The sequence below is a fragment of the Sphingopyxis sp. sgz302558 genome, assembly GCF_057220455.1.
This window is the reverse complement of the sequence record NZ_JBXPUZ010000003.1, coordinates 363525-386873: the sequence shown is the minus strand read 5'-3', so window position 1 is coordinate 386873 and position 23349 is coordinate 363525. Positions and strand designations below refer to the sequence as shown.

Annotated in this window: 20 protein-coding genes; 11 read left to right on the top strand and 9 right to left on the bottom strand. The window is 64.0% G+C overall.

Features of this window, described 5'->3' with window-relative positions:
• Positions 1 to 164 precede the first annotated feature (164 nt).
• Complete coding sequence (msrA, locus tag AC2TC0_RS12515; RefSeq protein ID WP_484717851.1) at positions 165 to 830, top strand: peptide-methionine (S)-S-oxide reductase MsrA; 666 nt, start codon at positions 165 to 167, stop codon at positions 828 to 830.
• 93 nt (positions 831 to 923) lie between these two features.
• Here msrA and murA read toward each other — a convergent pair whose 3' ends face one another.
• Positions 924 to 2207: a UDP-N-acetylglucosamine 1-carboxyvinyltransferase gene (gene murA / locus AC2TC0_RS12510; RefSeq protein ID WP_484717850.1), complete on the bottom strand. Its 1284-nt coding sequence runs from the start codon at positions 2205 to 2207 to the stop codon at positions 924 to 926.
• Between the two features lie 80 nt (positions 2208 to 2287).
• Here murA and AC2TC0_RS12505 point away from each other — a divergent pair, with 80 nt between their 5' ends.
• A complete protein-coding gene (locus AC2TC0_RS12505) occupies positions 2288 to 3076 on the top strand; it encodes an energy transducer TonB (RefSeq protein WP_484717849.1) in 789 nt (262 codons plus the stop codon).
• 7 nt (positions 3077 to 3083) lie between these two features.
• Here AC2TC0_RS12505 and AC2TC0_RS12500 read toward each other — a convergent pair whose 3' ends face one another.
• Complete coding sequence (locus AC2TC0_RS12500; protein ID WP_484717848.1) at positions 3084 to 3680, bottom strand: DsbA family protein; 597 nt, start codon at positions 3678 to 3680, stop codon at positions 3084 to 3086.
• A 181-nt stretch (positions 3681 to 3861) separates the two neighbouring features.
• Here AC2TC0_RS12500 and AC2TC0_RS12495 point away from each other — a divergent pair, with 181 nt between their 5' ends.
• Positions 3862 to 5088 carry a sensor histidine kinase gene (locus AC2TC0_RS12495; RefSeq protein ID WP_484717847.1) on the top strand — a complete coding sequence of 409 codons (1227 nt, stop codon included), beginning with the start codon at positions 3862 to 3864 and terminating at the stop codon, positions 5086 to 5088.
• A gap of 39 nt (positions 5089 to 5127) precedes the next feature.
• On the opposite strand, the gene AC2TC0_RS12490 is transcribed toward AC2TC0_RS12495, so the two are convergent.
• From AC2TC0_RS12490 to AC2TC0_RS12475, 4 genes are all read right to left on the bottom strand, one after another.
• Positions 5128 to 5841 carry an SDR family NAD(P)-dependent oxidoreductase gene (locus tag AC2TC0_RS12490; protein WP_484717846.1) on the bottom strand — a complete coding sequence of 238 codons (714 nt, stop codon included), beginning with the start codon at positions 5839 to 5841 and terminating at the stop codon, positions 5128 to 5130.
• 16 nt (positions 5842 to 5857) lie between these two features.
• Positions 5858 to 6214: an ATP-dependent Clp protease adapter ClpS gene (clpS, locus tag AC2TC0_RS12485; protein ID WP_484718130.1), complete on the bottom strand. Its 357-nt coding sequence runs from the start codon at positions 6212 to 6214 to the stop codon at positions 5858 to 5860.
• 428 nt (positions 6215 to 6642) lie between these two features.
• Positions 6643 to 7467 carry a phasin family protein gene (locus AC2TC0_RS12480; protein WP_484717845.1) on the bottom strand — a complete coding sequence of 275 codons (825 nt, stop codon included), beginning with the start codon at positions 7465 to 7467 and terminating at the stop codon, positions 6643 to 6645.
• 196 nt (positions 7468 to 7663) lie between these two features.
• Complete coding sequence (locus tag AC2TC0_RS12475) at positions 7664 to 9436, bottom strand: PHA/PHB synthase family protein (protein WP_484717844.1); 1773 nt, start codon at positions 9434 to 9436, stop codon at positions 7664 to 7666.
• Positions 9437 to 9540: 104 nt separating this feature from the next.
• On the opposite strand from AC2TC0_RS12475, the gene AC2TC0_RS12470 reads away from it, so the two are divergent.
• On the top strand, positions 9541 to 10752 hold the full coding sequence (locus AC2TC0_RS12470; protein WP_484717843.1) for an LL-diaminopimelate aminotransferase: 1212 nt from the start codon (positions 9541 to 9543) through the stop codon (positions 10750 to 10752).
• Positions 10749 to 11243: a DUF2721 domain-containing protein gene (locus AC2TC0_RS12465; protein WP_484717842.1), complete on the top strand. Its 495-nt coding sequence runs from the start codon at positions 10749 to 10751 to the stop codon at positions 11241 to 11243. The genes AC2TC0_RS12470 and AC2TC0_RS12465 overlap by 4 nt, the downstream gene beginning before the upstream one ends.
• Positions 11244 to 11322: 79 nt before the next feature.
• On the opposite strand, the gene AC2TC0_RS12460 is transcribed toward AC2TC0_RS12465, so the two are convergent.
• Complete coding sequence (locus tag AC2TC0_RS12460) at positions 11323 to 12891, bottom strand: amidase (RefSeq protein ID WP_484717841.1); 1569 nt, start codon at positions 12889 to 12891, stop codon at positions 11323 to 11325.
• A 155-nt stretch (positions 12892 to 13046) separates the two neighbouring features.
• Here AC2TC0_RS12460 and AC2TC0_RS12455 point away from each other — a divergent pair, with 155 nt between their 5' ends.
• The 3 genes from AC2TC0_RS12455 (at position 13047) to AC2TC0_RS12445 (ending at position 18831) form a co-directional block, all read left to right on the top strand.
• Positions 13047 to 15215, top strand: a complete 2169-nt coding sequence (locus AC2TC0_RS12455) for a hypothetical protein (RefSeq protein WP_484717840.1) — start codon at positions 13047 to 13049, stop codon at positions 15213 to 15215.
• Positions 15216 to 15321: 106 nt separating this feature from the next.
• Positions 15322 to 17472 carry a hypothetical protein gene (locus tag AC2TC0_RS12450; protein ID WP_484717839.1) on the top strand — a complete coding sequence of 717 codons (2151 nt, stop codon included), beginning with the start codon at positions 15322 to 15324 and terminating at the stop codon, positions 17470 to 17472.
• A 63-nt stretch (positions 17473 to 17535) separates the two neighbouring features.
• Positions 17536 to 18831 (top strand): spinster family MFS transporter, encoded by a 1296-nt coding sequence (locus tag AC2TC0_RS12445; RefSeq protein WP_484718129.1) that lies wholly within the window; start codon positions 17536 to 17538, stop codon positions 18829 to 18831.
• Here AC2TC0_RS12445 and AC2TC0_RS12440 read toward each other — a convergent pair.
• The gene (locus AC2TC0_RS12440; protein WP_484718128.1) at positions 18828 to 20117 is read right to left on the bottom strand and encodes an adenylosuccinate synthase; all 1290 of its coding nucleotides are present in this window, start codon (positions 20115 to 20117) and stop codon (positions 18828 to 18830) included. The genes AC2TC0_RS12445 and AC2TC0_RS12440 overlap by 4 nt on opposite strands.
• Positions 20118 to 20234: 117 nt before the next feature.
• On the opposite strand from AC2TC0_RS12440, the gene AC2TC0_RS12435 reads away from it, so the two are divergent.
• The 3 genes from AC2TC0_RS12435 to AC2TC0_RS12425 all read left to right on the top strand — a co-directional run bounded on the left by AC2TC0_RS12435 (position 20235) and on the right by AC2TC0_RS12425 (position 22128).
• Entirely contained in the window at positions 20235 to 20849 is a 615-nt protein-coding gene (locus tag AC2TC0_RS12435) for an alpha/beta hydrolase (RefSeq protein WP_484717838.1), read from the top strand.
• 39 nt (positions 20850 to 20888) lie between these two features.
• On the top strand, positions 20889 to 21101 hold the full coding sequence (locus tag AC2TC0_RS12430) for a hypothetical protein (protein WP_484717837.1): 213 nt from the start codon (positions 20889 to 20891) through the stop codon (positions 21099 to 21101).
• A 115-nt stretch (positions 21102 to 21216) separates the two neighbouring features.
• Complete coding sequence (locus AC2TC0_RS12425; protein ID WP_484717836.1) at positions 21217 to 22128, top strand: alpha/beta hydrolase; 912 nt, start codon at positions 21217 to 21219, stop codon at positions 22126 to 22128.
• An 86-nt stretch (positions 22129 to 22214) separates the two neighbouring features.
• Here the strand turns inward: AC2TC0_RS12425 and AC2TC0_RS12420 are convergent, their stop codons facing one another.
• On the bottom strand, positions 22215 to 23321 hold the full coding sequence (locus AC2TC0_RS12420) for an ATP phosphoribosyltransferase regulatory subunit (protein ID WP_484717835.1): 1107 nt from the start codon (positions 23319 to 23321) through the stop codon (positions 22215 to 22217).
• Between the last annotated feature and the right edge of the window lie 28 nt (positions 23322 to 23349).

Sequence of the window (23349 nt, the reverse complement as noted above, 5' to 3'; positions counted from 1 at the left end):
TAACCACTGGCCGGGTTCCCCGCGAACCCCGGCCAGACCAATCTCTCCTCAACGGCAAAAAAGGCCACAACCATGGTGTCGCTCCTATCCAACGACTTGTTCCGCAATCTGTCAGCCGGCTTCATGCTCGGCACCCTCGGCGTGCTGCTGGGGCAGGTGTTGTGATGCGCCGCTTGTCAACCGCGCTCGCCGCCGCCGCCATGGTCGCCGCCTGTGTCCCCGCGCAGGCCGAAAGCGTCGTCAAGCTGCCCGCCGCCGCATATGATCCGGCGGTCAAGGCGACCCGCGCCACCGCCGTGCTGGCGGGCGGCTGCTTCTGGGGCGTCGAAGGCGTGCTCGAGCGCGTCAAGGGCGTGATTTCGGTAGAGTCAGGCTATCATGGCGGCGCAAAGGAAACCGCCGTTTATGAACTGACGCATGACGGCACGACCGGCCATGCCGAGGCAGTGCGTGTGGTTTATGACCCTAGCGTCGTCAGCTATGGCACGCTGCTGCGCGTGCTGTTTTCGGTGGTCGCCGACCCGACGCTGAAGAACCGCCAAGGTCCGGACTATGGCACGCAATATCGCGCCGCGATTGTGCCGATGGACGCCACGCAGCGCGCCGTGGCCACCCGCTATCTCGCGCAGATTGGCAAGGGTGGATATTTTGCCAAGCCGATTGTTGTACCGGTGGAAAGCTACAAGGCCTTTTACAGGGCCGAAGCCTATCACCAGAACTTTATGAAGCTCAACCCGAACCACGGCTACATCCGTCGCTGGGACGCGCCCAAGCTGGCAGCGCTGAAAAAACTATTCCCCGAATTGGTGAGCGCGAAGCCGGCGGCTTGATCAGCCGCCAGCCTTCGCGCTGGCTACGCCCCCGCTTGTGCCTCACCCTATCCTCCCTTTCGGGCGAGGTGCAAGCGGGGGACTATTCTCCGCCTACCCCGAACTTACCCGCTCAATATCTGCTCCCACGGCCTGCAATTTCTCTTCCAGCCGCTCATAACCGCGGTCGAGGTGATAGACGCGGTTGACCTGCGTCTCGCCCTGCGCGGCCAGTCCGGCAATGATCAGGCTCATCGATGCGCGCAGGTCGGTCGCCATCACCGGCGCACCGACCAGATGGTCCACCCCGCGCACCACCGCGCTACGCCCGCGTACTTCGATATCGCAGCCCATCCGCGCCAGCTCGGGCACGTGCATATACCGGTTCTCGAAAATCGTCTCTGTGAACAGCGACGCGCCGGTGCCCAGCGTCGCCATCGCCATGAATTGCGCCTGCATATCGGTGGCAAAGCCCGGGTAGGGCGCGGTCGACAGCGTGATCGGCTGCGCGCGGCCCGACATCGCGACACGCAGCCCGCCTTTAACTTCCTCGACCGTCGCGCCAGCTTCGCGTAGCGCCTGCACCGTTGCGGTCATCTCGTCGGCCTTCGCCCCGACCAGTTCCACATCGCCGCCAGTGATGACCGCGGCGCAGGCATAGCTGCCTGCCTCGATTCGGTCGGACATGACGCGATAGGTTGCGCCGTGCAGCCGGTCGACGCCCTCGATGGTCAGCGTTTCGGTGCCGATGCCGTCGATATGTGCGCCCATCGCCACCAGGCAATTGCACAGGTCAACAATCTCCGGCTCGCGCGCGGCGTTGCCCAGCACGCAGGTGCCCTTGGCAAGCACCGCCGCCATGACGGCATTTTCGGTCGCGCCGACCGACACGACCGGAAAACTATATTTGCCGCCCGCCAAACGCCCGCCGGGAGCCACAGCTTTGACATAGCCCGAGGCGAGCTCGATCTGCGCGCCGAATGCCTCCAGCGCCTTCAAATGCAAATCGATCGGCCGGTTGCCTATGGCGCAGCCGCCGGGCAAGCTGACCGTCGCCTCGCCCGCGCGCGCGAGCAGCGGCCCAAGCACCAGGATCGACGCGCGCATCTTGCGGACGATGTCATAGGGGGCGACGGTGCTGGTCAGCGTCGTCGTCCGCGCGGTCATCACCCGCCCGAAATCCTCCGGTCGCGACCCTTCGATGGTGGTCGAACAGCCAAGCTGGTTGAGCAAATGCCCGAAGCCGTCGACGTCGGCGAGCCGCGGCAAATTGCGCAGCGTCAGCGGCTCGTCGGTCAGCAGCGCGCACGGCAACAGCGTCAGTGCGGCGTTTTTGGCTCCGGAGATGGGAATGCGGCCCGACAGGCGCTGGCCGCCGCGAATGACGATTTGATCCATCGCTGTTCTTTAACCGAAGTGTCTTGCGGCGCAAGCGGCAGCGATTGCAGCGCTTCTGGCGGGCGCTTATGGATTGGGCCATGGCAATGCTCCTCATCCTCGCTGTTGCAGCTGCACAAGCCGAAATGGCCCAGCCGCTGCCTCAGCCGTCGGTACAATGTCCTTCGGTAGCGCTTGCGGCGATGCCGCCGCGCGAGGTGACACTGCAGGCCAGCGACATCGAGAATTGGCGTGGACCGGTGATCGAGCTCAGTATCGCCGTAACGGGGGACGAGGCGCAGGCTTTCGGCAAGCTCGCCTTCATCCGCGTCGCCGGATCACCGCTCGCAGGCGGAAGGCTGGAGCGCCCGGTCGATGAAAAGGGGGTGATCAGCTTTCGGCTGGCGTTCACCCCGGACCAGCTCGCGATACTCGCGCAGGGCGGCACGTTGGAATTGGTTGAACGGGGTGGCCCCGGGCTGAAACTGTCACTGTCGCCGGCGGACGCCGCACCGCTTGTAACCTGCCTAGCCGAAAGCCCCCAGCCCTTTGCCCCGGCCAATGCGCCGTTCATGCAGCGGAGCTGGACCTTTGTGCCGCTTCTACCCAACCAGCCGGTCAGCATTCGCTCACGTGGGAATCCCAGCTTCGATTATCCGCCGAAGGCTCTCAGCGAGGCGCGTGAGGGCACCAGCCGGGTGGGGGTGACGATCGGAACCGACGGTCGCATCGACGATTGTGTCGTAATCGTTAGCAGCGGCCATGCCGACCTTGATGCGGCATCGTGCCGCGTCGCGCGCCGGTCGACTTATCTGCCTGCAACCGATGCCAATGGCGAACCGGTGGAATTCAAGGCCGAGCAAAATCTAGTTTGGAAAATGGGCGAATAGCCGCGTTTCATCCCATCGCAGCCGCGACCTGCGCGAGCCGTTCCTTGCCGAAAAACATCTCGTCGCCGACGAAAAATGTCGGGATGCCAAACGCACCGCGCGCCACGGCCGCTTCGGTGTTGGCGATCAGCTCGGCCTTGACCTCGGGTTCATCGGCCCGCGCGAGCAGCGCTGCGCCATCGAGACCTGCGGCGTTTAGGTGCGCTTCCACCGCATCGCGGTCGCCCAAGTTGAGTTCGGTCTCCCACACCCCGACCATGAACGCCTCGATCGCCTCCTCCTGGCAGTTGAGTGCCTTGGCACCAACAATCGCGCGCATCGCTTGCAAGCTGTTGGGCGGGAAATTGGGGTTCATGCGGAATCTGTCGATGCCATGCGCCTGAATAAAGCGGTCAAACTCCAGCTGCTCATAGGCCCATTTGGCGGGCGCATCGGCATAACGCATCAGCGGCGGGCGGTTGCCGGTCGCCTTGAACAGCCCGCCCAGCAGTACCGGCACATATTCCGCGCGCGCGCCATGTTCGGCGCAAAAGGCGGGAAGCACGCGGTGGACCAGATAGCCGTTTGGGCCGCCGACATCGAACAGGAATTGGAAGCTTTTCATTATCAAGAAGCCCTATCGAATATGCTGACGTTGTGATCCTATCCCAATAGCCTTCATTTTGCACGAACTGGCCAAACCGGGCAGTGGTTCATTTGCAGCTAATGCCGGATTGCTTTAAGCAAGGAAAGCATCGATCACGCCGTTGTTCGTCGCTGATTTGTAATGCAGAAGGCGCGCAAACATGGTGGGAGAAAAGGTGGAATTGCAGATGGATGGCGACGAAGTCGTCGAAAATGCCGGCAACAATCCACAAGCGCCGCAAACCTTCGCCGAAGCGGTCGAGGACGCGGGTGCGATGCTGGCCTATCGGCTCGAACAACAGGCGGCACTTTCCAACTTCGGCATGCAAGCGCTGCAATCCTCCAGCATCCCCGAATTGCTCGAAAGCGCCGTCCACGCCGCTGCGCTTGGGATGCGCGCCAGCCTGTCAAAGATCCTCGAATATCGGAAAGCCGAAGGCGACCTAATTGTCCGTGCCGGCGAAGGCTGGCGCGATGGCGTGGTTGGCGTGGCTACCTTCAGCGCCGATCTTGAATCGCCAGCAGGTTATGCTTTTCAGACCGGGTCGCCGGTCATTTCCAACCATTTGGACCGCGAAGAAAATTTCCGCACCCCTGCATTGATGCTCGAACATGGGGTCAAGCGCGCGATCAATGTACTAATCACATATGGTGGTGGGCGCTGGGGGGTGCTGGAAGTCGACAGTTCCTCAGCGGGCGAGTTTGAGGCCGCCGATTTGGCCTTTCTGCAGGGACTCGCCAATTTCATCGGCGTGGCCCTCGATCGGCAGGTCGCTGAAGACCGTCTGTCTCAGGCGCTCGATTACCAAAAGATGCTGGTTCAGGAAGCCAGCCACCGCGTCAAAAACAGCCTCGCCATATTGTCCAGCTTGCTCACCATGAAGGCGCGGTCAAGCAAGTCAGCGGCTGAGGCAGATGCGCTGGGCGATGCGTCCGACCGCGTCATCGCTGTCGCACGCACGCATGATCGCCTTTGGCGCGATGCTGGAGGGGACACGATTGATCTTGGCGCGCTGGTCACCGATGTTTGCGAAACGGTCGGCGCGGAGCTCGACCATGTGGTGATCGACTGTTCGACCACATCAATGGACATTGCCACGGATCATGCTGCATCGCTGGCGCTGCTCGTAACCGAACTTATCAGCAACGCGGCGAAACATGCCTATGGTACGGGGGGCGGATTGATCCAGGTGCGACTGATCCGTGATGGAGACGTGCGCGTGCTGGAAGTTCAGGACGAAGGCGTCGGCCTTGCGCAAGACTTCACCATCAGCAACGACGCCAGCGACCAGCTCGGCATGAGCCTTATCGCTGCGCTGACCGAAAGCATCGATGGCGAGATTGAGTCGATCGCTGGACCGGGCGCGACTTTCCGGGTGCGCTTCTAGCGCGGTGATGACGCGCCAGGTCGAATTCCCTTTGCGGGACTACCACCTCTCGCCCCACGGGCGCAAATCCAGCTCATGTGTCCAGGCGCTCTTGGGCTGCTTGTGGAGCATCACATATTGCGCGGCGATCGCATCTGGCGACAAGATCAGGTCCGCCGCGCGGGCGTTGTCAAAATCGGGATGGCGCTCGCGGATGAATTCGGTGTCGATCGCGCCGTCGATAATCGCATGCGCCACATGGATGCCCTGCGGTCCCAGCTCGCGTGCCATGCTCTGCGCCAGCATGCGCAGTGCGCCTTTCGCGCCCGAAAAGGCGGCATAGCCCGCGCCGCCGCGCAAACTCGCGGTGGCGCCGGTGAAGATGATGGTGCCGCGACCGCGCGGGGTCATGCGCTTCGCTGCCTCGCGCCCCATCAGAAAGCCCGACAGGCAGGCCATTTCCCAAACTTTGGTGTAAACCCGCGTGGTCGTCTCGGCGATGGGGAAGTTCACGTTTGCACCGATGTTGAACACTGCGACCTCGACCGGGCCGACCTCGGCTTCGACAGCATCGAACAGCGCCACCATGTCCTCTTCGACACGCGCATCGCCGGGAAAGGCACGCGCCTGATGGCCGCTGGCGCGAATGTCGGCAGCCAGCGCCTCGAGCGCCACGGCGCTCTTGGGGCGACGGTTGACGCAGGCCACATAGCCTTCGGCGGCAAAGGCCCGCGCTATCGCGCCCCCGGTGGCATCGCCGGCGCCGATGATCACCGCGGCGCTAACGGCCTCAGGCCTTTTCCAGCGTGCATTGCAGGGGATGTTGGCTCGCGCGCGCGGCGTCCATCACCTGGTTGACCTTGGTTTCGGCGACTTCATAGGTAAACACGCCGCACACGCCGAACCCTTGCTGGTGGACGTGCAGCATCACCCGCGTCGCGGTTTCAATGTCCATGTTGAAGAAGCGCTGCAGCACGCCGACGACAAATTCCATCGGCGTATAATCGTCGTTCAGCAGCAACACCTTGTACATCGACGGCTTTTTCGCCTTCGTCCGCGTACGCGTGGCAACGCCAACGCCGGGCGCGCCGACATCGTTGTCACGCTTATCGGCCATGCCGCGTGGAAAGAGGGAGGGATAGTGCATCATCGAAGCAGCAATGGATATCGCATGCGCATGGTTGCAATCAAGGGGCTGCTAGGGTCAGGACCCATTAAATACGCGTTCGAGGCGTCGAAATGGCGAAGGCATCGGAGGGAAGTGCCCGCCGTCGGCTAGCATCGCTACCCGCAAGGGCATTTCGCTTCGAGGTCGAAGCCATTTCGGCGTCCTTCGGATTTGACCCATTTTGCCCATGGCGGCGTCGGAAAGTCTTGAGATATCTTCATATCCCTTCGCCTTTCCTTCTAGCCCTGAGCAAAATGGCCTCAAACCTCGAACGCGTATTTAATGGGTCCTGACCCTAGGACAAAAAGAAAGAGCCGCCCGGCCCCGGTGGGGACGGACGGCTCGATCAAGGCCGGCGCGCTTTGGGAGGGAGAGGAGCGCGCGCCGACGGGGGAAAGCAGCGCGGTTTACGCGGCCGCCTTCACCTTTGCGGTGATTTCCGAAACGCGGTTCGAAATCGGGGCAAAGCTGTCATTGGCCAGCTTCACGACCATTTCGCTGGTCTTCGAGGTCTGCGCGACGGCAGTGTCAAAGGCCTTCTTGCTGTTTTCAGCATAGAGCTGGAAGAATTCGACCGGGGTCTTGACAGCGGTGTAGCCCTTCAGCGACGCGGTGACTTCTTCGATGCTCTTGCGGCCGAAGGCAACGCCTTCTTCGCCCAGCGCCTGCATGCCCTTGGCAGCAATCTTGCCCGATTCGACCAGCGCTTCGATGTTGGCCTTCTGGAATTCGACGGCTTCTTCAGCCAGCTTGCTGGCCTTTTCCATCGCTTCCTTCGAACGGCCGTTCATGTCGGCGGTCAGGGTTTCGAAGCGGGTTTTGGCTTCGTCGGCGAACTTCTTGACGGTGTCGTTCATGGTTTTCAGTCCTTCTTTGGCGGCGGCGACCGGCGAGGTCACGGCCAGCTTCGGGGTGGCGGTCTTTTTGGCGGGGGCAGCCTTGGCAATCTTCGCCTTGACGGGGGCGGCCTTCTTGGCAGCGGCCTTCACCACTGCGGGTTTCTTGGCGACGACCGGCTTGGCCTTGACGGCGGCGGTCTTGGCCTTGGCCGGAGCGGCCTTCTTGGCGGGGGCCTTCACTGCCTTGACGGCAGGCGCGGCAGCCTTGGTAACCACCGCAGCGGCGTCGCTGGTGGTTTCTTTGGCGGTTTCAACAACGGCCTTGGTCACGGCGGCGGCTTCTGCGCTGGCGGCTTCAAAGGCCTTTTCGGCGGTGTCAATTTTCGTGGCCATGGGTCACAAACTCCTTAAATGCTGCAGTGCACAATATAGGAGCGTTTCGGACTTTTCAAGCACAAATTGGTGCACTGCACAAAAAAATGCTGCGGCCTCAACTTTTCAACGACTTCGTCGCCCCGGACTTGATCCGGGACAACGCGCCCACGTCCGTTTGTTATCCCGGTTCAAGTCCGGGATGACGATTGAGGAGCTACGGCATCCGCACATAGCGTCCCGGGGCATCATCGATTGCCGGATTGCCCTTACCGCCAGGAATACGCGCACCCTTTGACGGAACGGTGACCGTACCATGCCGGCGCAACCAGTCCAGCCAGTATGGCCACCAGCTTCCCTTGGTCTCGCTTGCTCCGGCAACAAAGTCGGCAAAGCTCGCCGCATCGCTGTCGCCGGTCCAAAACTGATATTTCTGTGCAGCGGGCGGATTGACCACCCCGGCAATGTGTCCCGATCCCGCGAGCAGAAAAGTCTTTGGGCCGGACAAATGGTGCATGATGCGCCACACGCTCTCCGCCGGGGCAATATGGTCCTCGCGCCCCGCCTGAACAAAAGCGGGCGTTTCAATTTTCCGCAGGTCGATGGGTACGCCCTGCGCGGACAGCGACCCCGGCACCACCAGCCGGTTGTCGCGGTACAGCTCGGTCAGATATTGGCGGTGCCACTTCGCTGGCAGGTTCGTGGTGTCGCCGTTCCAGTAAAGCAGATCAAACGCGGGATAGTCGTTGCCCAGCAGGTAATTGTTGACGACATAATTCCAAATGAGGTCGCGCCCGCGCAGCAGGTTAAAGGTCGCAGCCATATAGCGCCCGTCGAGGAATCCCGGTGCTGAGAGCTGTTCGAGCAGCGCTAGCTGCGCGTCATCGACGAACAGTTTGAGGTCACCCGCCAGCTCGAAATCGACCTGCGCGGTAAAGAAGGTGACCGACGCCAACTTGTCCGCGTCGCCCTTTGCCGCCAGCACCGCCAGCGTCGCGGCCAGCGTGGTTCCGGCGACGCAATAGCCGATCGTGTGCACCGCGGGAACGTCAAGCCGCGCGCGCACCGCGTCAATCGCGTCGATCTGCGCCGCAATATAATCGTCCCACACCACATCGGCCATGCTGGCGTCGGCCGACTTCCACGATACCATGAACAGCGAAATGCCGTTGTCGACGCACCATTTGACGAAGCTTTTCGCCGGGTTAAGGTCAAGAATATAGAAGCGGTTGATCCACGGCGGGAAGACGACCAGCGGGATGCTCAGCACCTCCGGCGTCGTCGGTGCATAATGGATCAGTTGGTACAGCGGCGTTTCATGCACCACCTTGCCGGGTGTCGCCGCGATATTCTCGCCGACACGAAATGCGCTGCGGTCGACGTGCGTCAATTGCCCACGCGCCATGTCGTCCAGCAGATGCTCCAGCCCCTTGAGCAGGCTTTCGCCGCGCGTCGCCACGGCGCGTTCCATCACTTGCGGGTTGGTCAGCGCGGCGTTGGTCGGCGCCATTGCATCGACCAGATTTTGCGTCGCAAAGCGCAGCTTGGCCTTGGCCTGCGCGTCGATGCCGTCCAATGCTTCGGTTGCCGACAGCATCTGTTCGGCAACCGCCGCATAGCTTTGGCGCAGCACGGCAAAGACGGGATTGTCGGTCCATTCAGGCGCGGCGAAGCGTTTGTCGGCGGGTGGGGCGGGCACAAAAGCGGCAAAATCGCCGCCCAGTAACTTCTGCCAATTTTCCATGCCCTGCGCCCAGCTTTGCGCGGCAACCTGTGTCATCGCCGCCACGCCGGGCAAGGTTTGCCAGCGCGCGGGATCAAACAGCGCGCCAAGGTCGGGCGCCTGCGTCGGCGCACGCGTCATGCGCACGGCATGTTCGGCCAACATCGTTTGCGCGCGGATCATCACTTCCGTCCAGTGCTGGACATCCTCGGCCGTCGGCAAGGCCTCCATTCCCGGAAACGGGCTATCTTTCCGCTCGTCGGCCATATGTCGTTCCCGCTGGCAAGCTGACCCCGTGCTGCCTATAGCGCAAGCCACACCCACGTGCGAGGGATACGCGGGTCGCCAGCAAAGGAAAATTGGACCGCACCATGTCCGACGATGAATTTTACCGCATCAAGCGCCTGCCGCCCTATGTCATCGCCGAAGTCAATGCGATGCGCGCGGCCGCCCGCGCCAGCGGCGAAGACATCATCGACCTCGGTATGGGCAACCCCGATCTGCCGCCGCCGCCGCACGTCATCGAAAAGCTATGCGAAGTCGCCGCCAAGCCCGACGCCCACGGCTATTCGCAGTCCAAGGGCATTCCCGGCCTACGCCGGGCCCAGGCCAATTATTACGCACGCCGTTTCGGGGTAGAGCTTGATCCCGAGAGCGAAGTCGTCGTCACCATGGGGTCGAAGGAGGGGCTCGCCAGCCTCGCCACCGCCATCACCGGCCCCGGCGACGTCGTGCTCGCGCCCAACCCGGCCTATCCCATCCACACCTTTGGCTTCATCATCGCCGGCGCGACGATCCGCAGCGTTCCGACGACTCCGGACGAAAATTACTGGCGCGCGCTTGACCGCGCCATGGCGTTCACCGTTCCGCGCCCCAGCATTTTGGTGGTAGGCTATCCATCGAACCCGACGGCCGAGACGGTCGATCTGGCCTTTTACGAACGACTGGTCGCCTGGGCGAAGGCCAACAAAGTGTGGGTCATTTCCGACCTTGCCTATTCCGAACTTTATTTCGACGGCCAACCAACCCCGTCGATCCTGCAAGTGGCGGGGGCGAAGGACGTCGCGATTGAATTTACCTCCATGTCGAAAACCTATTCGATGGCGGGTTGGCGGATGGGTTTCGCTGTCGGCAATAAACGGCTGATTGCTGCGCTGACCCGCGTCAAATCCTACCTCGACTATGGCGCCTTCACCCCGATTCAGGCCGCTGCCTGTGCGGCATTAAACGGCCCGCAAGACATTGTCGCTGCCAACCGCGAGCTTTATCAAAAGCGCCGCGATGTGCTTGTCGAAAGCTTTGGCCGCGCCGGCTGGGACATCCCCAAGCCGCGCGCTTCGATGTTCTGCTGGGCGCCGCTGCCGCCGGCGCTGAAGGACATGGGCAGCCTGGAATTCGCCAAACAACTCCTCACCGAAGCCCATGTCGCGGTCGCCCCCGGCGTCGGCTATGGCGAAGATGGTGAGGGCTTTGTCCGCATCGCGATGGTCGAAAATGAACAACGCATTCGCCAAGCCGCGCGCAACATCCGCAAATTCCTGGCCGCGCGCGGGGTCAATACGCCGTCGGTGATGAACGGATGACGATGACCCCGGTGATCGAGGGCGAAGTCATCGCCCAGACCATCCAACTGTCGGTCGCCCCGGTGTTCCTGCTCGTTGCCACCGGCGCGCTTTTGAACGTGCTCACCGGACGGTTGGCGCGCGTCGTCGACCGGAGCCGCGACCTCATCACCCGCTGGGCAGAGACCGAGGGTAAGGAGCATGAACGGTTGGTGTTCGAACTGCGCGCAGCCGACCGGCGCATGGACATTATCAACAACAGCATCTTGTCGGCGGTGGGCTGCGGCATCACCGTCTGCTTGCTGGTCGCGCTGCTGTTCGTTCAGGAATTGTTGGGCTTGGATCTGGGCCTCGCCGTATCGGCGGTGTTCGCGCTGGCGATGCTCCTCCTGCTCGCCTCGCTGATCCTGTTCCTCATTGAGGTCCGCCTTGCCATCCGCACCATCCATGTGCCGATTGAGCTGCTCGAACTGGAAGAGATGGGCTGGCAGCGAAGGAAAGGACAGCGTTAGGCATGCTCACTCTACCCAATGGTTCGTCATCCCGGACTTGATCCGGGATTGCGACAATAAGGGTACTTGGAGCACAGGCTTAAGGACCCACCCCCAGCCGATACCCCGGCGTCACCCGCTTTTTGCTCGCCAGTTCATAGCGGTGTCCGACCGCCAGCACTTCGCCATCACTCCACTTTTCGCCAATGAACGAAATCCCGATGGGCAGCCCCTCGACCGCGCCCATCGGCACGGTCAGGTGCGGATATCCCGCCACCGCCGGCAATTGACTTGACGAAGGTCCTGAAAATGCGTCGCCATTGACCAGATCCATCGTCCACGCCGGGCCATTGGTTACGCCGACCAGGAAATCGACCTTATGCTCCTTGAGCAGCTGATCGATCCCCTCCGGCCCCGCCAGTCGCGCGGCCTTTTCCTTCGCGGTGCGATAGGCCTCGCTGTCCAGCCCGCCTTTCGTCTCAGCCAGTTCGAAGGTCTCTTGCCCGAACCATTTGAGCTCCGCAGGGTTGGCCTTGTTGAACGCGATCAAATCGGCCAGCGTTTTGGGCAATCCCGCGCCGGGCAGGCTCGCCAGATAGGTCGCCATATCGGCTTTCAGCTCGGTCAACAGCACTTCGAATTCCGCGCCGCCCAGTTCCTCTAGCCCGGTGCGCGTGTCGGCGATGCGCACGATCACCGCGCCTTCAGCCTCCAGCGTGGCCAGTGCCGCCTCCAGCAGCGCGCGCACATCCGGCCGCCCGCCGATCCGGTCCATCATCACGCCCAGCCGCCGCCCTTTCAGCGCGTCGGGGCGCAGCGCGCGGACATAATCCTGCTGCACCTCGCGCGCCATGGCGGTCGCCTTGTCGGCGCGGTCAGTACCAGCGATTATTGTGAGCACCGCGGCGGCATCGGCGACGGTCAGCGTCATCGGCCCTGCCGTGTCTTGGCTGGAACTGATCGGCACGATGTGGGTGCGGCTGACCAGCCCGACCGTCGGTTTGAACCCGACAACGCCATTGGTTCCGGCTGGACAGACAATCGACCCGTCGGTTTCGGTGCCAATCGCCAGCGGGGCAAGAAACGCCGCGACCGCCGCACCGCTGCCCGATGACGACCCGCATGCGCTGCGCGTCAGGTCATGCGGATTGCGCGTCAGGCCGCCGACCGCGCTCCACCCGCTGGTCGAATCGCCCGACCGGATATTGGCCCATTCGGACAGGTTGGTCTTGCCCAGGATCACTGCGCCCGCCAGCCGCAACCGCGCCACCAGAAACGCGTCGCGCCCCGTGACATTGTCCTTCAGCGCGAGCGATCCCGCCGTAGTGGGCACTGGCCCCGCCACTTCGATATTGTCCTTGATCAACACCGGGATGCCGTGCAGCGGCCCGCGCACCTTGCCCGCCGCGCGCTCGGCATCAAGGCGGCGTGCCTGTTCCAAGGCATCGGGGAACAGCGCAATGACCGCATCGATCTGCGGCCCGGCGTCGTCGATCTGCGCGATGCGATCGAGATAGGCGGCGACCAGCGCTTCGCTTGTCACCTCGCCTGCGGCCATGGCGGCCTGCAAACCGGCGGCATCGCGCCCTTCAACATTGGGCAATGACGGCTTCGCGTGGGCGGTGGTCAGCATCAGGGCAGCGGCGAGCAAGGTCAGGAAGCGGAGCATCCACCCAAGCTGGCACGCGCAATCCAAGGTGGAAAGCGCAAATTGCACAAGCGCCGCGACTTTTCCCATCTTGCCATTTTGAAGCGTCCGCTACGTTTCATTAACGGATTCGGACGTTTCCTCGTTGCGCCGTTCGCAGCGCGGAGGACCAGCAAATGCGTATCGAAACCACAGCAATTTCATACAATTGGCGGCGCGCGTTGCCGTTCGCCTTGGCCCTGCTCCTCACCGGATGCGGCGGCGGGGGCGGGGGTGATGGCGAAGCGGTTATAGCGCTGCCGCCGCCAACATCCTCGACGCCAGCGCCAGTATCAACGCCCGCGGCCACCGGTCAGGCCGTCGCGCCCATCGGCAGCTGGCGCGAGCTGATCATCGACAGCGCTGGTGCCATCATCCCCAGCGAATACCGCCGGGTCGCCAATAATTACAACACGCCCGAAATCATGGACTATCGCCTCGGGCCGACGGCGGCGGATTTTGGCAACAGCGCCAACAGCGCCGCGACACTGTGGGGGCCGGACCAGACCAGCGGGTTCGGGCTGTGGCCGTTCGGCACCTTTGCCGAAAACAACGCCGCCGAGCGCGCCAAATGCGCCGCGCCCGCCGATCTGCCGCGCAGCGACCAGGAAGCACGGGCGCGCGGCATGGAAGGACCCGCGTGGCTGGTAGGCGGTGCCTTCGCCTATCTTCCGGACAATCCGCAGGACGCCGATTTCCGCTTCGGCATCGGCAACTTCAAGGGGGCGGACGGCCTTGTCTTCGAACCCTCTGGCGGGCTTTGCATGCGGATGTTCGGCCAGTGGGACGGCGACTTCTGGGTGCGCAACAACATTGCCGCGCGCGCCAACCCGCAGGTGCGCGAGGCGGTCGCCACCCGTCGCCCTGACCTGCCGCTGGTGCCCACCGCGATCGCTCGCGGTCGCGCCAATTCGAGCCAGGTTGGCTTTGCTGCCTTCCGCGACGGGACCATCTTGCCGACCGTCGTGGGCAATTCGGCACCCGAATTCTTCGACCCGGCCGGCATCCGCTTGCCTGCAGGCATGGTTCCGACGGCGATGGCGGTGACGCCCTACAACGAGTTCCTTGTGGTGAGCATCTGGGACACCAACACGGTTACCGGCAAGCTCGCCTTCATCGCGCTGCGGCCGCGGCAGATGGCGGTCGGCAGTCCGAGCCAGACGCAGAACACGCGTTGGTATTGGGGCACCCCGGGGGCATGGACGAACCGCGGTATGAAACTGCTAGGCTTCGTCGACCTGCCCTTCGCCGCGCCGACAAGCCTCGACGTGTCGAACAACCTCTATCTCCAGAATACGCGCGGCTTCGGGGACAATGACGATCCCGCGCGCGGGGATCTGTCGCGGCAGTCAGTTCGCGATCTGTGGCGGGGCGTAAATCCGGTCTATCCGGCTGGCGATGTGATGTGGCACCAGCTGGCCTCGGGCGGCTATGCTGTGGTGGCCTCGCGCGCGGAAGGCCGGGTGAGCTTCGTCGACATGACGCCGCTCTACCAACATTACCGCGATCTTTATCTGACCACGCAGGCGAACTTCAACCGCACGCTCGACGCTTCACTCACTGACGGCGCGAAGTTCCCGTTCAGTTTCACTGCCGAGCCCGCACAGCGCCCGGTGGTGACAACCACGCTCAGCATGGCACAGCCGACCGGCGTCAGCGCAGGGATCATGGCCAATGGCTATATCAACACCCGCAGCCTTGATTACTTTGAATATGTCCGGCGCTCCCCGCGCGAGGACTGGTCGGGGGTAGAGCCCGAGCGCTACCTCGCCCGCAGCCGCGCCTATGTTGCGACGATGGACGGGACGGTGCGCGGGTTCAATGTGCAGGGGCTGACCTTCCCGACCTCGCCGGTGGGCAAGACCGTGTCGGCGACCCCGCTTTTCAGCTTCGCTGCGGGCCGCAATCCCAACTTCGCGCAGGTCAACGCGACGTCAACGGCTTCGGATGATCTGTGGCTGGTGAGCCGGGGCGACCGCCGTATCACCTTCGCCTGGCCGACTGGCGATGTGCAATACAGCTTTACCGACAGCCGTCTGGTCGATCCGGTCACGGGATCGGTGTCGTTCAATCAGGGCGGTTTCGGCGGCAACGGCGCGGGCCGCGCGGTCAATGCGCCCTTCATCTCGATCATGGACTACAACGGCAAGGCGATCCTGACCTATGCGGTCAATCCCCGGCCGGCGCGATCCAACGGGGAACTCTATCCGTTCCGCGCACCCTCCGGTCCGGTCGATGCCCTGTTTGGCTCGAGGCGCGCCTTCCCCGGCAAGCCCTTTGCGGTCGATCAAGAGGAAATCATCTGACGCCACGCATCCCCGGGGCGTCCGGGGCAGGCGGGGCCATCCCTTGCCTGCCCCGGTTCGGAATATCGCAGCCATGCAATTGATAATGACACAGGAAGGACCGAAGATGCGTAACGTTAGCGTGAGCAAATTGCTGCAAAGCCTCCGGGTCGCAGCCATGACGGGATGCGCAGCCTTGCTCGCCGGATGCGGCGGCGGCGGCGGCGATGATGGCGCTGCAGCGATCGCGCTGCCGACACCGCCGCCCACAACCACCACTCCCGCGGCCACGGGCCAAGCGGTCGCGCCCATCGGCAGCTGGCGCGAGCTGATCCTCAACAATGATGGCACCATCAACTGGAGCGAATATGCGCGCGTTGCCAACGCCTATCACACCGAGGAAATGGTCAAGTATCGCCTTGGGCCGAACGCCATCGATTTCAACGAAGTGCAGTCTGCCGCGACGATTTACCAGCCCGAACCCAATGGACTTTGGAAGGGAGGGCTCAACCGCGCTCTCGCCGACAGGTTCTGCCAGACCTCCGACAAGCTAATCCAGAGCGACGCCCCGGATGGCTACGGCAATGGCTTTGGCGGCGGCGGCGGCTGGATCTGGTCGGGCCAGATGCTGTTCAGCCCCGATGCCAATGCACCCGCCGAGCTGTCCGCCGGGGTCGCCAATGCCCGCGCCTTGGACGGCGCGATGGCGACCCGGGCCAGCGACGGTTCGACCCAGGCGCTCTGCATGCGCATGAATGCTTCATGGTATGGCGACTGGTGGAACCGCAACAACATCTCCGCGCCAACCACTCCTGCGGTCGCCAACCTGCGCCGCCGCGATGCCACGCTGCCGCTCCCGGCCGTGGCGGTGGCGCGCGGGGATATCCAGAACTCGGTGACCGGCTTCCTCGCATTCCAGAATGGCCTGATCGCGGCGGCTGGGACGGGTAACGATTCCTACAGCGGGATCGGCAATCTCGTCGAACCGACGCTGCGTCTGCCCGCGGGCAAGGTGCCGACCGCGCTGGCGCTGTCGGCGATGAACGAATTTCTGTTCGTCACCGTGTGGGATGCGACGGCACGCAAGGGACAGCTGGGGGTGATCGCCGTCAACCCGGAGGACCCTGCCAACATCGGCCCGCAGGACACCGGTCGCTACGGCTGGGGCGTTCAGAGCTGGCCGAATGTCCGTTCGCTGAAGCTGCTCGGCTTTGTCGACCTGCCGATGGCTGCACCCAATACATTGTCGGTGACGCTTTCGACCGGCACCATGAAGTTCCGCGGCTTCAACGAGTGGCGCGGCACGGGGCTCAACACCCAAGCCGAGCGCGATAAGTGGTTCGCGCGCAGCAATCTGGCCTTCGACGCCTTCATTCCGCAGACCGAATATTGGCGGCTGCTCGCTTCGGCCGGCTATGCCGTGGTTGGCTCGCGCGCGGAGAACAAGGTGGCGATTGTCGATCTGCGCCCGCTGCTGCGCTTCTACCGCGACCAGTACCTGACCACGCAGGCCAAGTGGAACGAGACCGCCAACAGCAACCAGGGTCCAGGCGACAACCAGTGGCCCTATAGCTTCGCGCACAAGCCCGAACAGCGCCCCACGGTGCTCGGCACGCTCAATGTGGTGCAGCCGACCGCGGTGTTCGCGCGCCAGATCCGCACGGGAACCAACACGCTGTCGGGCTGGGATCGGCTGAGCTGGAACCACCTCTCGACGCTGCTCACCGTGGGATCGCTCGACGGCACCATCCGTCAGTACGACGTCCGATCCCTGATCGATCCGGCAAGCAGCCCCGCTATGCCGACTGCAACGGTGCGCCAATGGCAAGTGGGCCGCAACCCGGTCCAGATCACCACGCCAATCGCCGGAGCGGTCCGTACTGACGATCTCTACATCGTCAGCCGCGGCGCCCGCGAGGTCGGGGTGTACAGCTACAAGGGCGATCGCCATGCGGTGCTCAGGGACAGCCGTCTGCGCGATCCGGTCGCTCTGGTCATCACCCAGCAAGGCGCGGGCTTCTTCGGGGCCGGCAAGGACCGCGCGCTGCAGGCACAGGGACTGACCGTGCTCGATTACGAGGGCAAGACCGTCCACGTCTACGGCATGTACATCCCGAATTACCCTGCGACCTATCAGCCCGGGCGGCTCGATAGCTTCTGGCTCGAACAATGGCCCTTTGCTGGCCCCGATGATCCGGCGCGCCAGCCGTTCCAGTACGGCACCGGCCGTGTGCTGGCTGGCAAGCCCTTCGCCTTCAGCATCGACGAAGTAATCTAGCTCTCCAACAAAGCCCTTTGACACCGCCACTCCCGCCCGCCAACTTGGCGGGCGGGAGAGATGATGATGACAACGCAGACAGCAGGTGGCGGGCTGGCCCCGGCGCAGGTCCGCACGATGATGTGGGTGCTGTTGCTGGTTTATATATTGAACTTCCTCGACCGCCAGATACTCAACATCCTTGCCGAACCGATCAAGGCGGATTTGCAGCTTAGCGACACGCAGCTCGGCCTGCTCGCAGGGCCAGCCTTTGCGGTGTTCTACGCCGTGCTGGGCATCCCCATCGCGCGCTATGCCGATCGCGGCAGCACCAACCGGGTTTCGCTGATTTCGGTCTCGCTGGCGGTCTGGTCGGGCATGACGGTGCTGTGCGGCTTTGCCCAGAATTTCTGGCAAATGGCCTTGGCGCGCATCGGCGTGGGCGTGGGGGAGGCAGGCTGCACCCCCGCCGCGCACAGCCTGATCAGCGACGCGGTTGCGCCCGAAAAGCGGGCCTCGGCGATTGCCTTTTATGGCATGGGGGTACCCATCGGCACGCTGCTAGGGCTGGTGATTGGAGGGGTGGTCAACGACATCTGGGGCTGGCGCTATGCGCTGATGTTGGTCGGCGTGCCCGGCATTTTGCTAGCGTTGCTCCTGCCGCTGCTCATGCGCGAGCCGCGCCGTCTGGGGTTGGTGCGCGGCGACGCTGCCCCTGCCGGTCCGCCGCAGGTACCGGTCCGTCAGGCGGTGGCCGAAATCTTCCGGTCGCGTGCCTATGTGCTGCTGCTCGTCGCGGCCTCGTTCGCGGCCTTCCTGTCCTATGGCAAAGGCCTGTGGACGCTGTCGCTGTTCATTCGCAGCCACGGCATGTCGACGACCGAGGTCGGGCTGATCGGGGCCGCCTCGCTCGGTCTCGCCGGCGTGTTCGGCACCTGGCTCGGCGGCTGGGCAGCGGACCGTTTTGGCCAGGTCAACCGGCGCCATATCCTGACGCTGCCCGCCATCGGTATGGCGGTCGCCGCGCCGATCCAGTTCCTCGGCTATGGCGCGCCAATCTGGTGGGTGGCGGGCTTGCTCATCCTCGTGCCGACCATCCTCAACGCGGCCTATTATGGCCCCGCCTACGCCTGCGTACAGGGGCTGGTGCGCAAGGAATTGCGCGCCGTCGCCGCGTCGGTGATGCTGTTCGGCCAGAACCTCATCGGCCTCGGTCTTGGCCCCTTCATCTTCGGCGCATTGTCCGACCTGTTCACCCCGATGGCGGGCACCGAAAGCGTGCGCTGGGTGCTGTTCGGCGCGGCCTGGCTGGGCTTCATCCCCGCCTATTTCTTCTGGCGTGCCAGCTTGCGGCTGAATGCGGAGCTGAAGACGGGTTAATCGCTGAACGGATCGCGGATCAAAATCGTATCCTCGCGTTCCGGACTGGTCGACACCAGCGCAATCGGCGTTTCGATCAGTTCCTGCACGCGCTGGATATATTTAATCGCCTGCGCCGGCAGGTCGGCATAGCTGCGCGCGCCCGCGGTCGTTTCCTGCCAGCCCGCCATTTCCTCGTAAATCGGCTCGACGGCGGCCTGATCGGCGGCGTGCGCGGGGAAGTAATCGAGCACTTTGCCGCGCAGCCGGTATCCGGTGCAGATGCGGATCGTCTCGAACCCGTCGAGCACATCCAATTTGGTCAGCGCAATGCCCGTCACGCCCGCCACCGCGCACGCCTGGCGCACCAGCACCGCGTCGAACCAGCCGCAGCGCCGTTTGCGCCCCGTCACCGTGCCGAATTCATGCCCGCGCTGGCCCAGTCGCTCGCCCGTGTCATCAGCCAGCTCGGTGGGAAAGGGGCCGCTGCCCACCCGCGTCGTATAGGCCTTGGCAATGCCCAGCACAAAGCCCACCGCGCCCGGGCCAAGGCCTGACCCGCTGGCCGCTGTGCCGCTCACCGTGTTGCTGCTGGTCACGAACGGATAAGTGCCATGGTCAATGTCGAGCAGCACGCCCTGCGCGCCCTCGAACAATATCCGTGCGCCCGCCTTGCGCACCTTTTTCAGCCGTTTCCACACCGGCTGGGCGAATTGCAGGACGAAATCGGCAATTTCGGCGAGCTCGGCGACCAGCGCCGCGCGATCAATCGGCGGCTGGCCGAACCCGGCGCGCAGCGCGTCATGATGCGCGGTCAGCCGGTCGAGCTGGGCATCAAGCTGGTCGAGGTGCGCCAGATCGCACACGCGCAGCGCGCGGCGCCCGACCTTATCCTCATAGGCGGGGCCTATGCCGCGCCCCGTGGTGCCAATCTTGCCCGCGCCGGCCGCGGTTTCGCGCAGCGCGTCCAGGTCGCGGTGAATGGGCAGGATCAATGCGCAATTGTCGGCAATGGCAAAATTCTCCGGCGTAATCTCGACGCCCTGACCCCGCAGCTTGGCGACTTCGTCGCGCAGGTGCCATGGGTCCAGCACCACGCCATTGCCGATGATCGACAGCGTGCCGGTGACGATCCCCGACGGCAGCAGCGACAGCTTATACACCTGCTCGCCCACCACCAGCGTATGCCCGGCATTGTGGCCGCCCTGAAAGCGCACCACCGCATCGGCGCGGCTGGCCAGCCAGTCGACAATCTTGCCCTTGCCCTCGTCACCCCATTGGGCACCGATCACCGCGACATTCGCCATCATATTGTCCTGCTTGCGCTGGCCTCATCGGGCCGCGCGCGGCTTTAGCGGATTGCGGAGCAAGGGCAAGGGGGCTGTCGGCATCCAGCAATGCCATGCTATTGCCGAGCCATGATAATGCGATTGCTCGCCTTGATGTTGTTCGCGCTGGCCGCCGGTCCAGCCGCATCGCGAGGCGCGCCTGCCGCACCAGCCCCCACGGGCTATCAGGAAACGGCCCCTGCGCCTTCGGCCACGCTAAGCTATGGCCCTGCCGCCCGCCAGCAGATAACCCTCTATCGCCCAGTTCGCGGCGGGCGCGGCCGGCCGCTTGTGCTCTATGTCCATGGCGGCGGCTGGGCGGCGGGCAGCCACAAATCGGTCTATGGCCTGCCCGACTGGGCGAACCGGACCAACATCTGGTTCGGCTCGGTGGGCTATCGCTATTTGCCGCAGGCCCCCGTGGAAACGCAGGCCGCCGATATCGGCGCCGCCATCCGCAAGGCGCAGGGCGAGGCGCGCAGCCACGGCTATGCCGCGGACCGCATCATCCTGATGGGCCACAGCTCGGGCGCGCACCTTGCGGCGCTCGTCGCGACCGACCCGCGTTATGCCGGAACAGCCTTTAGCGCGATCCGCGCCGTCATCACTGTTGATGGCAGCGCCTTTCATGTGCCGGTCCAACTGGCGAGCGGGCAGGGCGAGGTGATGCGCCTGTTCCGCAATGCCTTTGGCGCCGATGCCAAGCGGTAGGCCGCGCTATCGCCAGCGTTGCAAGCGGGTCCTGGCGATGTGCCCCGCTGGCTGCTCATCCATGTCCGCGGGCGCGGCGGCGCGGCGGCGCAAGCGGTGCTGCTGGGCGCGGCGCTGGAACAGGCCAAACTGAATGTCGTGACAAAAGCTGTGCCGGGCGATCATATGGGCCTGATCCGCACATTCGGAGCATCGGATTACCCGGCCCTGGCAGAGGTGGATGCTATCGTCCGTGCTGCCGCCGTCCGATAGGATGCGACATTCTGCGACAATTGCCGCGCGTGGCGGCAAAGCGTTGCGACAAAGCGAGTTCACTCCTTGGCGACACAAGAGCCCCGAATCGGGGCCGCGCGCTGGAGGACAATCGATGCGCAAATGGGTGTTGCTGGTATCGCTGACGGCTTTGACACTGGGCACAGCGGCGGCGCAGGAGCGCGAACGGTTGCGCGACCGCGACGGCCGCGAAGGAATGCGCGAACGTCTGGTCGAACGGCGCATGGGCCAAACAATGGGCAGCGCCAAAGTCGATGCGACGCTCAGCTATGGCAGCGCTGACAAACAGCGCGTCGATCTCTATCGCCCCGCCAGCGGTGGCAAAGGCCAACCCCTCGTTCTTTATGTCCACGGCGGCGGCTGGGCGATGGGCAGCCACAAACAGGTCGCGGAAAAACCCGCCTGGGCCAGCCGTATGGGCTTGTGGTTCGGCTCCATCGGCTATCGCTATCTGCCCGAAGCGCCCGTGGAAACGCAGGCCGCAGACGTCGGCGCGGCGATCCGCAAGGCGCGCGCCGAAGCGGCCAAGCACGGCTATGATCCAAACCGCATCATCCTCATGGGCCACAGCGCGGGCGCGCACCTGGCGGCATTGGTGGCGAGCGACCCCCAATATGCGGGCGACGCCTTTACCGCGATCAAGGCGGTCATCCCAATCGACGGCGCCTGCTACGACGTGCCCGCACAGATTAAGGCTGCGCCGTTCATGGCCAAGCGCACCTACATTCCGGCTTTCGGTTCCGATCCCGAACGGCAAAAGGCGCTGTCTCCCATCACCCATGCCGGAGGCCGCGATGCGCCGCGCTGGTTGATGATTTATGTCAACAGCCGCGACGACGCGCGCGCACAATCAAACGCTCTGGCTGCGACGTTAACCCGCGGCGGGGCCCAGGCCAGCGTCAAGGGCATCGCGGGCAATCATATGACTGCCAACCGCGATTTCGGCAAAACCGACTATCCAGCGCAGGCCGAGGTTGATGCGTTGGTGCGGGCGGTGGTGGGGTAAACAATCTTCATCGCCCTTGCGCAGGCAGGGGCCTCTGGCGACGTTGCACATTGTTTCGAGCGACCCCGGCCTTTGCAGGGGCGATGCTACAGGGGAACAGGTCCATCAGCACCCAACACATGCGAACAGCCCAGCTCCGCCGCATTATCGGTATCGGACAAGGCGGCCACCGTTTCCCACCCCTCGGCGCGCAACTTTGCCGCTGCTGCCGCATCATATCCCAGCGGCAGAAACACCCGCCGCGCTGCTCCGGTTTCCGCACCCAGCCCGGTATCGATTAGCGGATCGGGATAAAGCGAGAATCCCACCGCAGGCTCGCCGCTGCCGTCGATGCGATAGGTACCGCCGCGTCCGATGGCATCACCTTGTCCCGGCACAAACAGCGAAAAGCCGAACCAGCTTTGATAGGCAAAGCCATGCCGTTCGGTCGGATCCAGCATTAATCGGGCGCGCCCATCAATGCGCGCGGCGATGGTTTCGAGTGCCGCAATCTGGTCGGCCAACACGCCGCGCGTATCGAACGCGCCAAGTGCCGTCAGGGCACTCGCAAAATTGCCGGTAGCGGCGAGGAGCGGCAACCACTCGGCGGCATCCAGCGCCGTCAGCGCGCCCGCATCCTTGCCGTCCAGCGCCGTCGCAATCGCTGACAGCCGGTCCCGGTCAATGTTCGGCCCGGCCAGCCGCTCGAGCGCGTCGGGCAAGGTAAAATCGACCGTCACCGGCCCGATCCCCGCTGCCTCGAGTGCGTCGATGGCGATCGCCACAATTTCGGCCGCAGCTGCCACGCTTTCGCTGCCGACCAGCTCGGCACCGATCTGCAGCATCTCGCGCGCCGGGCGTAACTGACTGGCGCGCAGCTTGACGACCTGCCCGGCATAGCAGAGCCGGAGGGGGCGCGGTGTCCCGGCCAACAGCGTTGCGGCAATCCGCCCCACCTGCCGCGTGATGTCGGGCCGGAACGCCAGCGTGCGCTGCGATACTGGGTCGGTGAAGCGCAACAAATCTTGGCCACTTTCTGCGCCGTCACCACCGCTTAGCGTCTCGCGATACTCCGCCAGCGGCGGCGATACCCGCGCATAGCCATGGCTGCGCAGCGCATCGATCATCGCGCGCGTCACCCGCGACGCGGCCTCCGCCTGCGGCGGCAACCGGTCGCGCAGACCTTCGGGCAGGAGGGAGAGAGGGTTGGTCATATTGCGGGACTTAGCGACTGTCTGGCGG

Bases quoted from the DNA above. Each gene is read 5' to 3' on its own strand.
- msrA (WP_484717851.1), top strand. From the start codon at position 165: ATGCGCCGCTTGTCAACCGCGCTCGCCGCCGCCGCCATGGTCGCCGCC.
- murA (WP_484717850.1), bottom strand. From the start codon at position 2,207: ATGGATCAAATCGTCATTCGCGGCGGCCAGCGCCTGTCGGGCCGCATT.
- AC2TC0_RS12505 (WP_484717849.1), top strand. From the start codon at position 2,288: ATGGCAATGCTCCTCATCCTCGCTGTTGCAGCTGCACAAGCCGAAATG.
- AC2TC0_RS12500 (WP_484717848.1), bottom strand. From the start codon at position 3,680: ATGAAAAGCTTCCAATTCCTGTTCGATGTCGGCGGCCCAAACGGCTAT.
- AC2TC0_RS12495 (WP_484717847.1), top strand. From the start codon at position 3,862: ATGGTGGGAGAAAAGGTGGAATTGCAGATGGATGGCGACGAAGTCGTC.
- clpS (WP_484718130.1), bottom strand. From the start codon at position 6,214: ATGCACTATCCCTCCCTCTTTCCACGCGGCATGGCCGATAAGCGTGAC.
- AC2TC0_RS12480 (WP_484717845.1), bottom strand. From the start codon at position 7,467: ATGGCCACGAAAATTGACACCGCCGAAAAGGCCTTTGAAGCCGCCAGC.
- AC2TC0_RS12475 (WP_484717844.1), bottom strand. From the start codon at position 9,436: ATGGCCGACGAGCGGAAAGATAGCCCGTTTCCGGGAATGGAGGCCTTG.
- AC2TC0_RS12470 (WP_484717843.1), top strand. From the start codon at position 9,541: ATGTCCGACGATGAATTTTACCGCATCAAGCGCCTGCCGCCCTATGTC.
- AC2TC0_RS12465 (WP_484717842.1), top strand. From the start codon at position 10,749: ATGACGATGACCCCGGTGATCGAGGGCGAAGTCATCGCCCAGACCATC.
- AC2TC0_RS12460 (WP_484717841.1), bottom strand. From the start codon at position 12,891: ATGCTCCGCTTCCTGACCTTGCTCGCCGCTGCCCTGATGCTGACCACC.
- AC2TC0_RS12455 (WP_484717840.1), top strand. From the start codon at position 13,047: ATGCGTATCGAAACCACAGCAATTTCATACAATTGGCGGCGCGCGTTG.
- AC2TC0_RS12450 (WP_484717839.1), top strand. From the start codon at position 15,322: ATGCGTAACGTTAGCGTGAGCAAATTGCTGCAAAGCCTCCGGGTCGCA.
- AC2TC0_RS12445 (WP_484718129.1), top strand. From the start codon at position 17,536: ATGATGACAACGCAGACAGCAGGTGGCGGGCTGGCCCCGGCGCAGGTC.
- AC2TC0_RS12440 (WP_484718128.1), bottom strand. From the start codon at position 20,117: ATGGCGAATGTCGCGGTGATCGGTGCCCAATGGGGTGACGAGGGCAAG.
- AC2TC0_RS12435 (WP_484717838.1), top strand. From the start codon at position 20,235: ATGCGATTGCTCGCCTTGATGTTGTTCGCGCTGGCCGCCGGTCCAGCC.
- AC2TC0_RS12425 (WP_484717836.1), top strand. From the start codon at position 21,217: ATGCGCAAATGGGTGTTGCTGGTATCGCTGACGGCTTTGACACTGGGC.
- AC2TC0_RS12420 (WP_484717835.1), bottom strand. From the start codon at position 23,321: ATGACCAACCCTCTCTCCCTCCTGCCCGAAGGTCTGCGCGACCGGTTG.